Genomic DNA, 15180 nt, shown 5'->3' with positions numbered 1-15180 from the left:
TCTATTTTAGTGCGGCTCTTACCGCATCTGTAAATATTGCGATTACTTCGTCCAGTTGTTCCTCTGTTATGATAAGTGGTGGCAAGAATCGGACTACACTCCCATGCCTTCCGCCTACTTCTAAGATTAATCCTCTGTTAAAGCATTCTCGTTGAATACGGCTAGCGAGTTCAGGGTTTGCGGCATATGTTCCTTTTAATCCAGTTGGAATGCGCGGGTTCACAATTTCTGCTCCTACCATCAATCCTCGACCTCGAACATCACCGATCTCAGGAATCTCATTTTGTAGGATCGAAAGTTCAAGCATAAGCTTCTCGCCAAGTTCAGCAGCATGCTGTGATAAGTTGTTTTCTTTAATATGACGCAGCGTTGCTGTTCCAGCTGCCATCGCCATCTGGTTTCCTCTAAACGTTCCGATATGCGCACCAGGACCCCATTTATCCAGTTCACGATCATAGATCACGACAGATAATGGCAAGCTTCCACCGATCGCTTTGGACAGAACGACTACATCCGGTACGATTCCTGCATGCTGAAAAGCAAATAGCTTCCCTGTACGACCTATTCCTGTCTGCACTTCATCAATAATCAATGGAATGTTACGCTCTTTCGTGATGCGGCGGATCTCACGCAGCCACTCAACTGGTGCCGGAATAGATCCACCTTCTCCTTGTACAACTTCTAAGATCATAGCCGCTGGAGGAAGGATTCCGCTTTCAGGATCATATAAAAGGTTCTCGATATAGTTAGCACTGATTTTCCACGTGTCTTCTCCACCCATTCCGAACGGACAGCGGTATTCATATGGATATGGCATAAAGTGTACATCTGGCATCAATCCTTGCACGCTCTGTTTCGGCCCTAAGTTACCAGATAGCGCCATCGTTCCGTGCGTAGCACCGTGATAGCCTCCTTGGAATGATAGGATGCTTCTTCTACCAGTTGCTGTTTTTACAAGCTTGATTGCTGCTTCAATTGCATCTCCTCCAGTCGGTCCACAGAATTGAATCTTTGCACGTTTTGCGAATTCTTCTGGTAAACTATCAAACACTTCACTTACGAATTCCTCTTTTACTGGCGTCGTTAAATCCAGTGTATGTAAAGGGCGCTTGTCATGAAGCACTTTCTCGATAGCGTCTATGACTACCGGGTGATTATGCCCAAGCGCAAGAGTTCCTGCTCCTGCCAGACAATCTATATATGTTTTCCCATCAGCATCTTTCACATAGATGCCTTCTGCTTCTTCAATGGCAATCGGAATGCGGCGTGGATAAGATCTTGCATTTGATTCTCGTTTTTCTTGTTGTTTTAAGTATTTTTCGTTCATTTCTATTTGTAACATGCTCATCATTTATTCCTCCTAGTAGATTATCCGACACATTATTGAAAATGATTCTCATTATTGATTACATGTATAACCTTAATTGATAATGATTATCATCGTCAATGATAAATTGTCCCTAACTTCTTTCCAGTTCTTTTTAGCGCTGGTTATGAGTCATAGGTCTTAAGTCCTTCTATTTTTTACTGAATAAATTAAGTTCTGAAGAGGATTCTTTGATAATGGATAATTATTGATACTTTTTTAGAAAAAAAAACGACCAGCCTCAGCCGGTCGCTTCTATCCCTCTTCTATTGTTTATCCAACACATCAATCATGCGGAGCGCTACACTTCTGCTTGATTGTGGATTTTGTCCTGTAACAAGTGTGCCGTCTGTTACGGCGAAATCTTCCCATTTTCCTGCTCGTTGAAATTCTGCTCCTAGTTCACGAAGCTTTGTTTCGAGTAAGAAAGGAACTTCTTTCGTCAGCTGCATCTCTTCTTCCTCTTCATCGGTAAATGCAGTAACTGTCTTTCCTTTTACTATTGGTGTACCGTCTTTAAGAGTTGCCGTTGTAAGTCCAGCAGGGCCATGACAGACACTTCCGATTACTTTGTTTGTTTGTGCCATCTGACTTACTACTTCTTTTAATGCATCACTCTTCGGGAAATCGAAGACTGTTCCATGACCACCCGGTAGATAAATCGCATCATAACTCACCGCATCATCAGCACTAAGTTCTGCAGTGCCTTCAAGATGTGAAAGTGCTTCTTTATAGGTTTCTTTATCCACACCCTCTAAGCTGTTCGGATCTAGCGGGACATCTCCACCTTTAATACTTTTAACAGTAATATCATATCCTTTGTCACGAAACTCGTTGAAAGGAACCGCAAACTCCTCTAACCAGAGCCCTGTCTTGTTATTACCAATGTTTTGATGGTTCGTTACGACGATCAATACTCGTTTTGTCATTGTTACACTCCCTTTCATTCCATTACGTTTATCATTTTTCCCGAATCTGATGATTTAAAACACATTGATTTGCTAAAGGCAGCGAATATATAGGAGGCTTGTCGAAAAGCCTATAAACTGCTTTTTACGGCCCATAAACTTTTTTGGCGGCCTATAAACTCAAATCATCAAAAAAAGTCCTCCCGAAAAACAGGAAGACTTTCACATACTTTATTCAAATTGTTTATAGAACTCCGGATCATCGGGATTTGCGCCGTTACGTTTATTTTGGTTTAGCGCAGCTATACGCGTCATATCTTCATTTGATAGTTCAAAGTCAAAAAGTTCGATGTTTTCTTCAATCCTATGCTGCGTTACAGATTTAGGAATTGTGACTACACCGTTCTGAAGATCCCAGCGTAAAATAATTTGAGCGACTGATTTATTGTATTTATCTGCAAGCTCTACTAAAGTTGGTTCATCGAAGATCTCTCCTTTTAATAGAGGTCTCCATGCTTCTAGTTGGATGCCTTGCTCTTTACAAAATGCCAACAATTTTTCCTGAGTCAGACGAGGATGGTACTCTACTTGGTTCACCATTGGCTTAATCTCTGCTTCTCTCATCAAATCTTCAAGATGATGCTGTTTGAAGTTGCTGACACCGATCGCTTTAGCTCGGCCCTCATTATAGATCTTCTCCAGAGCCTTCCATGTTTCAATATACTTTCCTGGAACTGGCCAGTGAACAAGGTATAGATCAACGTAATCTAGCCCTAGTCTTTCTAAACTTTCATCAAATGCTGATAAGGTTTTTTCATAGCCTTGATCGGTGTTCCAAACTTTTGTTGTGATAAAAAGTTCTTCTCTTGGAACGTTTGATTCATTTATCGCTTGACCGACACCAGCTTCATTTTCATATAAACTTGCCGTATCAATGCTTCGATATCCTGCATCAATCGCCCACTTTATGGACTGGATGACTTCATCACCATCTTTAGCTTTGTAGACTCCTAGCCCAACCCATGGCATTTGAACACCATTATGTAGAACTGCACGATCATGAATACTGCTTGGCATAATGAATCCCTCCTTGTTCACATTTTGGCACAATTTTAATAAAAGTTAAAAACATTAAACTCTTAGAAGTCTACCCGCTGTTTCTGCTAAACGTTCATGAGCATTATCTATAATGGATGATTCGCTCCATGTAAATCCATCATTTTCGTATCTAGGAATCACATGCATGTGAAAATGAGTAAGATCACTAAACTTTCCCCCATTTTGGTTGATCGTAATCCCATCAGGGTTAAAACAGCTCTCTAACTTCTTCGATATGTATTTTGCCGCTTCCATCACAGCATGTGTTTCTTCTTTCGTCAGCTCTGTTAATTCCTTCACATGTCTCTTCGGAAGAATTAACGTGTGTCCTTCGTTAAAAGGATCAATATCCAAAAAACATTGCACCCACTCATCTTCATAAACCGTATGTATAGGTAAAACTTTATTTGCTAATTCACATCCTAAACAACTCATCTAAATCAACCCTTTCAGCCTAGCCAATAATAATCCGTGTGCAAGTTCACTATCTTTCCAAATCCCTTGTTCAATATTTCGGAATGCTCGTTCAACTGGAATATGAAAAGCTTGAATGGTCGCTTCCTTTTTCTCTAGCATTTGAGATTTGTAATCCAAAATATCTTTTGTAAAATAAACATGCGTAACTGTATTACTCAAACAAGCACTAGGCTGTATACTTCCTAGGAAAACTGAGTCTCCACAAACGATACCCGTTTCCTCAAGCAACTCTCTTTTTGCGGCTTCCATGGAATCTTCATTTTCGTTCATTCCACCACCTGGAAGTTGAATAATAACTTGATCTACTGCCGGTCGATATTGGCTGATCAATATCAGAGAATCGTTTTCTAATGCGACCATTACGGCAGCTTCATAAGGTATCTCTTTTAACGTGATAGTTCCAAATTCATCCTCGAAGACTTCAACCTCTTTATCTCTGCTCTGATATACAAGTTCTTTATTCAAAATTACCCCACCCTTTTACATCAGTTTCCTCTTAACATTATCCAAACTTGGAAACATTTTCAACTATGGGATCACTGGTAATCACATCCAGTTAATATTTAAATAAATAGTGGAAATAATTTCTAGTGAGTTGGTAGAATATTGATATGGGAACTTTATCTCGATTCTTTCGTATTACGTCTAACTAGCTACGGAGGAGATTGCATTGAAAAAGAAAATCGGAATAACTTTTATTATACTTTCGTTCGTTCTGTGGATTCTAATACCGGTCATACCTTTCTTATCATTTAGTGCAGCCGTTAAAACAGCCATCGTGAGTGGATTATTTATCGGTGGAGAAGTTTTCTTCTGGCTCGGTGCGCTATTAGCAGGAAAAGATATAGTAAAAAACTTCATTCAAAAGTATTGGAGAAGAGGCAAAAAAGACGAGGATCCCTCTTAAAAGATTTGACGATTAATTAGGTTCTAATGAAAATAGCAGAATCATTAAAGTAGGTGAAGAAATGGAAGAACTGCTTCTAGGCTTTATTTACACATTCTTGATAGTAATTACGTTTGAAACATTGTTTACTAGAATACTAAATAAAGGTGTGAAGCATTCTGCCAAAAGAATTGTTGTTCTTGCACTCCAGTGCTTGGTCATCACTTGGATTCTTTATCAAATGTACACATAAAGCCCGTCAGCTATAGCTGTACAGGCTTTTTTCGTTGAACCGTAAATGGAACGGCTGCTGACTTTAAAATGAGAACGCCAGAGATCATGTAAAGAAATGATGCGATATAAAACAAGCTTCCGATCGTCAAAAAATCGATCAGATATCCTGTTAACATAACAGCGATCGCTCCCCATACACTTGTCCAAAGGTGATAGCTTCCTATTTTCTTACCTGCCTCTACGCCTTCAGACTGCCTCGCAAGAACTGTTTTCTCCGATGTTTTTTGTACAGCACCTAAAATCCCCATAACAATCTGGACCAAATAAAGAGCAGTAACCGTTTCAATGATTGGTATTATCAGCATGATTCCAGCCATACCCCATGTATGCACCAGAATGAAGGTGCGGTCACCTAGTCGATCAGAGAGTCTGCCAATGATAGGATGAACAAGCGCGCCGGTCAATGCAAACAATCCGTAAGCTAACCCGAACTGCGAATAGCTGTCACCAATGTTACGAATGAGGAGTAGGTAGAAGGGAAAGACCATCGAGCTTGCCGTCATTAAAAGACTTTGTGCCGTTACAAATGTACGATAATTCATTTTGAGTACTCCTCATAAAAAAGATTTTTAAATCGTTCTTTAGGATCTAGCTCCCGTTTCTTCTTGAAGAAATCATCGATACGCGGGTATGCTCGTTTCAGCTGTTTCTCTGTCGGATATGAGTAATAAGGTAAGTAATAGCTTCCATCGTGATCTAGCGTTACGTCAATCATCTTCTGAATGACTTTTTCTGTTTTCTTTATCTCTTTATCTGAACGGCCTTGATTGATCAATAAAACAAGAGCAAACATATCGTCCTTCGCATAAGACAACACAGCATCCTCATCATGCTCGACGTACCGAATCGTGATGTTTAACAGGTTCAGATCCTCTTTTTCTAACACCTTTCTCAGATCGTCAATATAAGAAGCAAACTCATCAACAGGTACAAAATATTCTTGCAGCACTTCTGTTCGATTGGCATTTTCATATTCCATAAACGTACTATCTGATCTCATTACGTTATTTCTCGATTGATATCTGCCATTGCTATTTTGAAAGTGTTTCTTTTGAGTCTCCCAGAATACATCTTTTCCCCAATTACTATAACGTGACATGCCTAACATGAACTTTGGAAGGGCGACTTTTTCTTCTTCATATAACTTTGAATATCTACTTAGCTTCCTTTGATTGTCTGCCAATACATAGTCCGTCACGTACATTTCTTTTAAAAAGGTCTTAGGCGCAACAGACAAACGTGCAAGATGCATCTTCACATTATCATCGTTCTTAACCTTTTCCTTAAAATGCTCTTCGTATGATTTGTAATCCATTGTGGATATGCGATGTTTATACAGTTCATCCTCAGCCAATTGCAATGTCACATCGAGTATGACTCCAAAAAGACCGTAGCCGCCTATTACATATGAAAAGTATTCACTGTTCTCTTCACGACTCACAGAAATAATTTCTCCATCCGGCTTTAGCAATCGAAAGGAATCGACTGTATCGATTAGAGAACCATACCGGATATCCCGCCCATGAACGTTGACACTAAGTGCACCGCCAACTGTAAATATATTTTGTGACTGCATGACTTGAATCGATAGACCGTACGGATTAATTTTCTTTTGAATATCTGCCCATGTGACGCCACTTTGAACCGTTATTGTTTTTTCTTTAGGGTTGAAGTTCAATATCTCGTTGTATCTCTTCATGTCGAGAAGCGTTCCATGTGGATAGAGGGTATGGCCTCCCTGACTATGTTGCATGCCAGCGATTGAGATCGTCTTTTCTTTTTTCACCAAATTTTGCAGCTCCTCAGTAGATTGCGAGCTCTTAACCTCTTTCATCTTTGTTGGCAAGAGCTTTCCCGCGTCTTCTATTACCACTGTTTCCTGTTGGTGTGAATGGATGGAGGTACTTGTATAAAAAGCGAACCCATATAAAGAAATCCCGATCAGTAGATATTTTCCTTTCATAACATCACCACCAATATTTAAAGTGTAATTTTACACATTTATTATAAAATGATACCTATGATATTGGCAATATTTTTTTTAAGGTGACGTTTAGAAGTTTATAAAGTATAAGAATTTAGACGCTTCTTCATCTTAAAAATGGTGATTCGTACAAGCACTCTTACTTACATTTCATATAGTAATAGTGGGGGTGATACGATTGGGTAAAAAAAGAAAAGAACTATTAGAAGCATTTAATTCTCTAGGTGCGAACGGCACAGAGACTGAAGCTGAAGTGACTGCTGAAAACGGTGCTGAAGCTGGTACTGTAGAAGCTTTACGCTCTCTTTTGGGTGATGGTCTAAAACGTAAGAAGTCTAAGAAAGCTCCTGCTGTAAAGTCTAAAAAGTCTTCTAAGAAATCCAAGAAATCTAATGGAAATGATGCCGGTGGAAATACTGGTGAAACTCCTGGTGAAATTCCTGGTGGAACTGCTCCTGACAGCTGTTGGGAATAATCCTAAAAATTAAAAAAAGCTCCCTCGCGTAAGGGAGCTTTTTCATGAGTATATCTTGTTAACTCAAAACTTTTTTTAGAGTGTTTTGTTTTAAATACGTAAGTGTAGCAGCTCCTAATAGGTTTGCTGCAATTAATAAAGCATCTTCATTAATCTTGAACTTCGGGTGGTGGTGTGGATATACTTCTTCCCAGGCTTCATCAAGAGCACCGGTAAAAAAGAACGTGCCTGGAACTCTTTCTAAGTAGTATGCATAATCTTCTCCACCCATTTGCGGTTCAATTTCTTCAAGTTCTACAACACCTGGAACTTTTCTCGCTACATCCACTACAAACTCCGTGTCCTCTTTATGGTTTACAACCGCCGGATATCCTCGTTTAAATACATATTCATAGGAAGCATCGGATGCAAGACACGTACCTTTTGCGATTCGATCGATTTCTTGCTCGATGGCAATTCGTACTTCTTCCTTAAATGTGCGAACTGTTCCTGTTAATTTTGCTGTATCTGCAATAACGTTGAATGCATTCTTCGCTTCAAACGCACCAACAGATACAACTGCTGCATCCAATGGATTTACTCTACGACTGACAATTTGTTGAAGGTTTGAAACAAGCTGTGCTCCAATAACAATGCTATCTTTTGTTTTATGAGGCTGAGCACCGTGACCACCCTTCCCTTGAACCTTTATGGTAAAAGAGTCGGCTGCAGCCATAACTGGACCTGTCCGATAACCAATGGTTCCTGTTGGCATCGTTGCCCAAAGATGTGTTCCATAGATCACATCCACTCCATCTAGGCAACCATCCTCAATCATTGCAATCGCTCCACCAGGTGCTAGTTCCTCAGCATGCTGATGAATAAAGACGATCGTACCCTCCACTTCATCCTTCAGCTCAGTTAGAACCTTTGCAAGTACTAGAAGCGATGCAGTGTGACCGTCATGCCCGCATGCATGCATAACACCAGGCACTTTAGATTTGTATGAAGATTCATTTTCTTCCTGAATTGGAAGTGCATCAAAATCTGCTCGAAGTGCCACTGTCTTACCTGGTTTTCCACCTTTTAACGTAGCGACTACGCCTCGACCGCCGACTCCCGTTCGTACATCTAACCCTAATTTCTCATGATACGAAGCAATAAAGGCTGGTGTTTCGACTTCTTCAAATGACAGTTCAGGATTTTGGTGAAGATGTCTGCGAATCGCCACCATTTCATTTTGATAGTTTGCCAAACGGCTGAATAATTGTTCCATTCCTGTTCACTCCTCTTATCATCTACATTCTTATATATTCGCCAGGTCCTAGTGGAAGTCCTAGCACAAGATAACAGCAAATAAAACACATTAAAAATTCGATTTTTATAAGGGTGCATCAAGGATATTAAAGTCCAGATATTAAAGTCCGCATTCCCATACTGTTAACAAACTATTTTTCAAGAGAGATCAGGACTCCTCCTTGCAGAATATTCATTCATTTCTAAATTTACCTTACTCTATTTTTTCGCTATAATAAATACATTGTTTGCTTAGAAACCGATTCTCATATCAAGACAAGGGAGAGAACACCATGGATCTTTTATTAAAAGAAAGTCTGAAAGCAAGCTATAACGAGCAAGCTGATTCTCGGAATAAAGTAGAGATCGAGAGTTGGAAGGTAAGTGAACTTGATTCATTTGTTACAGCTATTAGAAAAGAAGGCTTTCATTCACTTCTTGATATCGGAGCAGGCTCTGGTCAGCACGGTAAGTATTTGTTAGACCATAAGCTCGATGTAACATGCATAGACCTCTCTCCTAACATGGTCGAAACATGCCGAGCCAAAGGGTTAAAAGCTAAAATCATGGATTATTATACGTTGAATTTCGAGTCAGAATCTTTTGAGTCTGTATGGGCCATGAACACGCTGCTTCATGTCCCGAAGGTCAGTCTTCCTGCAGTGCTTAAAAACATTCATACCGTCCTCACTCAGGATGGATTGTTTTACATGGGTGTTTACGGTGGGAAAGATTCAGAAGGCGTGTGGGAAGAAGATTCATACATACCTAAGCGTTTCTTTTCGTTTTATACAGATGAAAATTTATTAAAAGTGGTATCTCCTCTTTTTGAGGTGATAGACTTTCACATCGTTCCAGAAGCTGGTGGTGGATTAGATTTTCAATCACTGCTCTTGCGCAAGAAAACAATTGTAGATTAGAAAAAGCTCCTCTTATGAGGGGCTTAAATGTTCCGCTTATATCGGATTGATATGTAATTGTCACTTGATTCACTGATCTTTTCTGATTGTGCTACAAATCCTTTTGCTTCGTAGAAAGGAATAGCTTTTTCATTATCTTTTTGCGCGGATAGCCATTGTTCCTTAATACCTAAATCCTTTTGATAATCAGTGTAATAGTGTAATAGCTTTGATCCAATTCCTCGGTTTCTCTTGTTCGGATCCATGTAGAATACAAAGATTTCACCTATCTCTTCACTAATCGTTCCACCGCCGATCGCACCTACTACTTCTCCATCTTCTTTTGCTACAAAGTATCCATGCCAGCCTTTGCTGAACTCGGTCACTTCGGTTTCAATTCTTCTCTCGTTATAATACTCTTCAATGACTCTGTTCACATACACTTCATCTTCTAAATAACCATAAGTTGCACGCCATCCTTCTCTGCAGACTCTTGCTATCCCTTTCACTTCAGCTAAACCTGCTTTCATGAAAGTTACCCCTTCTGTAATCGCTATTTTATCCATTTTTCACCCCTCTTTTTTTATGTGAACCACCCCATTATACCCTATTTTTGGTAAAATAGAGGTAGACAACTCAGTCAATCATGGACTCACTTTTAATGAGAAAGGCGGATGGTCATTTGACAAATTTAATTACGAAAAATGAACATGTTTATAACATGCTAGATTCTCTTTTACGGGATGAGGGAGCGTTCTGGAACTCTTTTTATGAAGACAGAAATAAGAAGGTTCCTTTTTTCGTGGACGCACCAGATGAAAACCTTGTGAACTATGTGGAACGTGGCTTAATAAAGCCTGGCCGAGTGTTAGAACTTGGATGCGGCCCTGGTCGAAATGCAATCTTCTTAGCTCAGCTCGGGTTCGAAGTGGATGCTGTAGATCTTTCGAGCGAGGGACTAGATTGGGCTCGTGAACGCGCTATTGAAAAAGGCGTTGAAGTGAAATTTATACAAGGAAGTATCTTTGAGATTAACCTACCACACAAGGAGTATGATCTTATCTATGATTCTGGTTGCTTCCATCACGTGCCTCCACATCGTCGTGTTAGTTATTTGAACCTTTTAAACAACTGTTTAAAAGAAGGCGGGCACTTCGCAATTACATGCTTTGATGCAGTGGGTATGGGATTAGATATACCTGACATGGACGTGTACAAGGATCGCTCGATGCAAGGCGGATTAGGTTATACGTTTGAGCGGATGCGAGAAGTTTTTTCTGACTTTAAAGAGGTTGAATTACGGAAGATGAAGGAAATGACGCAGCAAGCAGATACATTCGGTTTACCATTTTTAAATGCAGGGTTGTTTAGACGTTAAAAAAACACTTGGAGCTTTGACTCCAAGTGTTTTTTAATGGTTAAGTGAAGGCGAATTTGGTGTGAGAGTTAGGTTATAGTTCATGAACGTTTATAGGCTTTTCGACAACCCTCACGCAAAACACAAACAAATTCACATATCTAAACTAAAACAACCGATTCAACACCACAAAATCCCGCCACTCTTCTGGCAGCATCTCTACATACTTTCTCGTTAAAAAACGGTCATCCACTAAAACGAGCGTACCCCTATCTTCTTCTGACCGGATAACACGGCCCCCTGCCTGCAGCACTTTATTCATGCCTGGATACACGTATGCGAAGTCGTAACCATTCTTACCTGCACGCTGAAAATAATCCTTCATCGTATCACGCTCTAATCCTACTTGTGGCAATCCTACACCAATGATTACCGCACCTGTAAGTCTATCTCCTTTTAGATCAATTCCTTCTGAGAAGATGCCTCCCATGACTGCCAGCCCAACAAGCGACTTCTCACTTACAGACTCATAATGAGATAAAAATGTCTCCCGCTCTTCTTCTTTCATGGCAGGATGCTGAATAATAAGGTTGAAGGCTTGATCTTCTTCTATCATTCGTTCATATATATCTGTCATATACCGATAGGATGGAAAGAAAACAAGATAGTTGCCTGGTCTGTTAACGACCAAGTCTTTGATCATACCCACAATTGGATCTATCGTTTTTTCCCGGTCTCTAAATCGTGTAGACAGAGGTTGAACAAACACATCCAGCTGCTCTTTTTCGTAAGGAGAAGGCATCCGAATGATGTAATCGTCTTCCTCCCCTCCAAGCATTTCTCGAAAATACGATAGCGGTGAGAGTGTTGCTGAAAAATATATACGTGAACCGTATTTTTTACCGGTCTGAAAAAGAAGCTGTGATGGGTCCATACAAAACAGGCGAACTTTGACTTCACTTTTAAACGTGGAGATGAACGTAACGAATCGTTCATCGTAAAATTGTGAAATCTTAACCCATTGCAGCGCTTCAAAAAAAGCCTCTAATAGCTGTTCATCACTACCACCACTGGCTAGGACTTGCTCAGCCTGAATTAAAAAAGCTTCTAAACTTTCTAGTAATTTTTCCTGCAAATCTGCTACAGCAACATCTTTGTCTTCGTGTTCTTTTTTTATTAATAAAAGTTCGTGATTGACTGCTTTTGCCGTATTCCAAACCCCGTCATGCTTTCCCTTATATTCTCTGGCAAGTTGTAAGAATGAAGATTTCGAGATTTCTGCTGAATACATGCCGCGCGCACGATCTACTAGATTGTGCGCCTCATCCATAAGGAGAACCGTACGCTTTTTCTGTTCTTCAAACAATCTTTTGAAAGAGACTCTCGGATCAAATACATAATTATAATCACAGATTACGCTGTCTGATGCATACGCAAGATCTACAGAAAATTCAAACGGACAAACTTTGTGCTTTTGTGCATATTCAGAGATTACTGCTCGATCCATCACCGTCTCATTTTTCAAGATATCAAGTACTGCTCCATTAATTCTGTCAAAATATCCATCAGCAAACTCACAATACGAAGGTTCACAACGGGTTTCTTCTTTAAAACATACTTTATCTTTAGCCGTGATGGTCGTACTTTGGAGAAACAGTCCATTCTCTTTCATCAACAAAAGTGCTTCTTCTGCGTTTTTTCGGTTCAGTGTTTTTGCTGTTAAATAAAAAATCTTTTCTGCTTTTTCTTGTCCGATCGCTTTAACAGCTGGAAAAAGTGTCGAAATGGTTTTTCCTGTACCAGTTGGCGCATTCGCAAATAATGTCTTTTTATCCAAAATCGTTTTATAGATTGCACCAGCAAAGTTACGCTGGCCATTGCGATATGACGGATATGGAAAAGCTAGATCTTCTATACTTTTATTCCTTTTTTGCTGATTTTCAAGACGCAACTCGGCAAATGGTGCATACGTTTTTATAAGTTGACACATGAAATTCTCTAGCTCTGTAAACGTAACATTCTCTTGAAATTTCTTCTGCTCACCAGAATCAACATGTACATACGTAAGCTGTACCGTAACTTTCTCTATATTTTCTTTTTCCATGTATATGTAGGCATAAACCTTTGCTTGAGCCCAGTGAACAGGATAGGATTCATCTGTAATCTCACTTAGATTTCGCGCAGTTGATTTGATCTCGTCGATCGTGACTGTATCATTACGCAAAAGAAGACCGTCACATCGGCCTTCTACCCAATATTCAAGATTATTATGGAGATAGCTCGTTTGTAGAAATACTTCTGCCAGGTCACTCTCTTCATATGTTTTTTGTATCGTTTGATGAGCTTTCGTTCCTTCTACTAAGGATGAGGTTGACTTAAAGCCAGATTCGATACTACCCGAACGGTATACATATTCAACTAAAGACCGAACAGAGATCTTAACAGCATCAGTCATGGTTTCACCTACCCTTATTTCCCAATAGATTTTATGTATTAATTGTAGCACAACTGCTTCTTTAAACTTTTACAACAATAAAAAAAAGCCCCCTTATTCAGAGGACTGTCTCACAACAGCGTCATCATTTAAATCTGCCGTACAGCTTTGACATTTAACGGCTCTCAATGGGATTGTAGATAAACAATATTTGCATTCTTTTGTATCCGGCGCCTTTACTTCTTCTTTCCTCTTTAGACGGTTAATCTGCTTCACTACTAAGAATATGACTAAAGCAATGATAAAAAAGTTGATCAGCGTGTTTATGAATAATCCGTAATTAAGTGTCGCCGCTCCCGCTTTCTGGGCATCTGCTAAGGTGGCATAGTCGCCTTTTCCTAAATTTATGTAGAGATTACTGAAATCTACTTTTCCAAGTAAAAGACCAATCGGAGGCATGATGACATCATCAACGAGTGAAGTGACGATTTTACTAAATGCTGCTCCGATGATTACACCGATGGCAAGATCGATCACGTTGCCACGCATAATAAATGTTTTAAATTCGTTCCACATGTACCCTAATTCCTTTCTGTATGACTAGTATATGTATAACCATACAGCATCTACTTTCAAACGTCATCCGATATCAATTCACGTCACCTTTTTTCAATTTCACTGTCAGAATATCCTTCACATCTATGCATATATCTGCTTCATACGTTAGTTGTATAAGTGCGACACTTTCAATCGTTGCATGAAAAGGCTCTAAGTTCCTTGCTGAATAATCAAACGCTTTAACTAAGTCTTCATGTGATAAGTTCATTACTAGCGTGCAATGAGGCACCCAATAATCAGGAATATATAATGATTGTTGATTTATCTCTTTCTTAAATTGGTCATGATATCGCTGATGAAAATCTGTCAGCACACTGTTTTTAGTTGGTGCTGCATATAAAGTTCCGCTGTTTAGGAATATGGCTAGGGTTGGAAAGAAAAGAGGTACAGCACCAATGTCGTTAAAGTAATTCTGGAAAGATACTATGAAAGACTCAATATCAATGTCTGGATGCGTACTAAGTGTCACATGTGGTCGCATACCATGACCCACGATTCCTTCTTTTCCAAGTCCATCCCTGAGATCATTTATCTTCTGTTCAGTCTCACTGTCTAAATAAGCAATTACACCGTACATGTTATCAGCTCCAATAAAGTTTTGTTCATAAAATTCGATCAACTTAGTTAGTTCTAGTGTAATTATACAACAAACCACATTTTGGTAAATATTTTCTTCCATAAAATAAGGCTTCCGCTCTTGTCCCGAAAAAATGGGCTAATTCCGCCCAAACCTTTAACTTGTACCTCTAATATTCTGTCATTGTAAAGAAGGAGGTGGGTTAAATGGGATATAAGTCTTACGGAAACAGCTTTGCTTTAATCGTAGTTCTATTTATCTTGTTAATCATCGTTGGGTGTTGTTGGTGCGGTGGTTACGGTGGCGGACACGGCTGGTGCTAATCAGTTCATTTCCTGATTGGAAATCACTACTGATTCATCCGATGTGATCAATTGCATTAAAACCTTTTGCTTTAACAACCCCTCGTATGATAACAGAGAGAGAACCTAGAGAGAGAAAAATAGAGAGAGAAAAGACCTGCGCTCTTGTGTGTGCAGGTCTTTATATGTATAGCTACAAGAGAACTTTCGCCCTATTGTAACGACCACTT

The 15180-nt window shown here is 39.6% G+C and carries 18 protein-coding genes; 6 read left to right on the top strand and 12 right to left on the bottom strand.

Annotated features, from left to right (window positions below; genetic code table 11):
• Position 1: 1 nt before the first annotated feature.
• From I5J82_RS01715 to I5J82_RS01695, 5 genes are all read right to left on the bottom strand, one after another.
• Entirely contained in the window at positions 2 to 1348 is a 1347-nt protein-coding gene (locus I5J82_RS01715) for an aspartate aminotransferase family protein (RefSeq protein ID WP_198766389.1), read from the bottom strand.
• A gap of 284 nt (positions 1349 to 1632) precedes the next feature.
• The gene (locus I5J82_RS01710) at positions 1633 to 2295 is read right to left on the bottom strand and encodes a type 1 glutamine amidotransferase domain-containing protein (protein ID WP_198766388.1); all 663 of its coding nucleotides are present in this window, start codon (positions 2293 to 2295) and stop codon (positions 1633 to 1635) included.
• Positions 2296 to 2505: 210 nt separating this feature from the next.
• On the bottom strand, positions 2506 to 3351 hold the full coding sequence (locus tag I5J82_RS01705) for an aldo/keto reductase (protein WP_198766387.1): 846 nt from the start codon (positions 3349 to 3351) through the stop codon (positions 2506 to 2508).
• Between the two features lie 54 nt (positions 3352 to 3405).
• Entirely contained in the window at positions 3406 to 3807 is a 402-nt protein-coding gene (locus I5J82_RS01700) for an HIT family protein (RefSeq protein WP_198766386.1), read from the bottom strand.
• The gene (locus tag I5J82_RS01695) at positions 3808 to 4314 is read right to left on the bottom strand and encodes an NUDIX hydrolase (protein WP_198766385.1); all 507 of its coding nucleotides are present in this window, start codon (positions 4312 to 4314) and stop codon (positions 3808 to 3810) included.
• Between the two features lie 205 nt (positions 4315 to 4519).
• On the opposite strand from I5J82_RS01695, the gene I5J82_RS01690 reads away from it, so the two are divergent.
• Positions 4520 to 4756, top strand: coding sequence for a transporter suffix domain-containing protein (locus I5J82_RS01690; RefSeq protein WP_186320583.1), 237 nt, complete (start codon positions 4520 to 4522; stop codon positions 4754 to 4756).
• A 61-nt stretch (positions 4757 to 4817) separates the two neighbouring features.
• Complete coding sequence (locus tag I5J82_RS01685) at positions 4818 to 4988, top strand: hypothetical protein (protein ID WP_198766384.1); 171 nt, start codon at positions 4818 to 4820, stop codon at positions 4986 to 4988.
• A 10-nt stretch (positions 4989 to 4998) separates the two neighbouring features.
• On the opposite strand, the gene I5J82_RS01680 is transcribed toward I5J82_RS01685, so the two are convergent.
• Together I5J82_RS01680 and I5J82_RS01675 are read right to left on the bottom strand one after the other, a co-directional pair.
• Positions 4999 to 5571, bottom strand: coding sequence for an MFS transporter (locus I5J82_RS01680; protein ID WP_198766383.1), 573 nt, complete (start codon positions 5569 to 5571; stop codon positions 4999 to 5001).
• On the bottom strand, positions 5568 to 6992 hold the full coding sequence (locus I5J82_RS01675) for an FAD-binding oxidoreductase (protein WP_198766382.1): 1425 nt from the start codon (positions 6990 to 6992) through the stop codon (positions 5568 to 5570). Before I5J82_RS01675 ends, I5J82_RS01680 begins: the two co-directional genes overlap by 4 nt.
• A gap of 199 nt (positions 6993 to 7191) precedes the next feature.
• On the opposite strand from I5J82_RS01675, the gene I5J82_RS01670 reads away from it, so the two are divergent.
• Positions 7192 to 7488 carry a hypothetical protein gene (locus I5J82_RS01670; RefSeq protein ID WP_198766381.1) on the top strand — a complete coding sequence of 99 codons (297 nt, stop codon included), beginning with the start codon at positions 7192 to 7194 and terminating at the stop codon, positions 7486 to 7488.
• Positions 7489 to 7546: 58 nt separating this feature from the next.
• On the opposite strand, the gene I5J82_RS01665 is transcribed toward I5J82_RS01670, so the two are convergent.
• Positions 7547 to 8743, bottom strand: a complete 1197-nt coding sequence (locus I5J82_RS01665; protein WP_198766380.1) for a M20 family metallopeptidase — start codon at positions 8741 to 8743, stop codon at positions 7547 to 7549.
• 313 nt (positions 8744 to 9056) lie between these two features.
• On the opposite strand from I5J82_RS01665, the gene I5J82_RS01660 reads away from it, so the two are divergent.
• Positions 9057 to 9683 carry a class I SAM-dependent methyltransferase gene (locus tag I5J82_RS01660; RefSeq protein WP_198766379.1) on the top strand — a complete coding sequence of 209 codons (627 nt, stop codon included), beginning with the start codon at positions 9057 to 9059 and terminating at the stop codon, positions 9681 to 9683.
• A 23-nt stretch (positions 9684 to 9706) separates the two neighbouring features.
• On the opposite strand, the gene I5J82_RS01655 is transcribed toward I5J82_RS01660, so the two are convergent.
• Positions 9707 to 10228, bottom strand: coding sequence for a GNAT family N-acetyltransferase (locus I5J82_RS01655; protein ID WP_233096377.1), 522 nt, complete (start codon positions 10226 to 10228; stop codon positions 9707 to 9709).
• A 116-nt stretch (positions 10229 to 10344) separates the two neighbouring features.
• On the opposite strand from I5J82_RS01655, the gene I5J82_RS01650 reads away from it, so the two are divergent.
• Positions 10345 to 11040, top strand: coding sequence for a class I SAM-dependent methyltransferase (locus I5J82_RS01650; protein ID WP_233096376.1), 696 nt, complete (start codon positions 10345 to 10347; stop codon positions 11038 to 11040).
• Between the two features lie 145 nt (positions 11041 to 11185).
• On the opposite strand, the gene I5J82_RS01645 is transcribed toward I5J82_RS01650, so the two are convergent.
• From I5J82_RS01645 to I5J82_RS01635, 3 genes are all read right to left on the bottom strand, one after another.
• Positions 11186 to 13474 (bottom strand): ATP-dependent DNA helicase, encoded by a 2289-nt coding sequence (locus I5J82_RS01645; protein ID WP_198766377.1) that lies wholly within the window; start codon positions 13472 to 13474, stop codon positions 11186 to 11188.
• A gap of 93 nt (positions 13475 to 13567) precedes the next feature.
• A complete protein-coding gene (gene mscL / locus I5J82_RS01640) occupies positions 13568 to 14029 on the bottom strand; it encodes a large conductance mechanosensitive channel protein MscL (RefSeq protein ID WP_198766376.1) in 462 nt (153 codons plus the stop codon).
• A gap of 73 nt (positions 14030 to 14102) precedes the next feature.
• The gene (locus I5J82_RS01635) at positions 14103 to 14750 is read right to left on the bottom strand and encodes a 2'-5' RNA ligase family protein (RefSeq protein ID WP_198766375.1); all 648 of its coding nucleotides are present in this window, start codon (positions 14748 to 14750) and stop codon (positions 14103 to 14105) included.
• Positions 14751 to 14854: 104 nt separating this feature from the next.
• Between I5J82_RS01635 and I5J82_RS01630 the strand changes: the two genes are divergently transcribed.
• Entirely contained in the window at positions 14855 to 14971 is a 117-nt protein-coding gene (locus I5J82_RS01630) for a YjcZ family sporulation protein (protein ID WP_197127025.1), read from the top strand.
• The last annotated feature ends 209 nt before the right edge of the window (positions 14972 to 15180 follow it).

This window comes from Fictibacillus halophilus, from assembly GCF_016401385.1.
Classification (GTDB): Bacteria; Bacillota; Bacilli; order Bacillales; family Fictibacillaceae; genus Fictibacillus; species Fictibacillus halophilus.
This window is presented reverse-complemented; position numbering and strand designations above follow the sequence as displayed.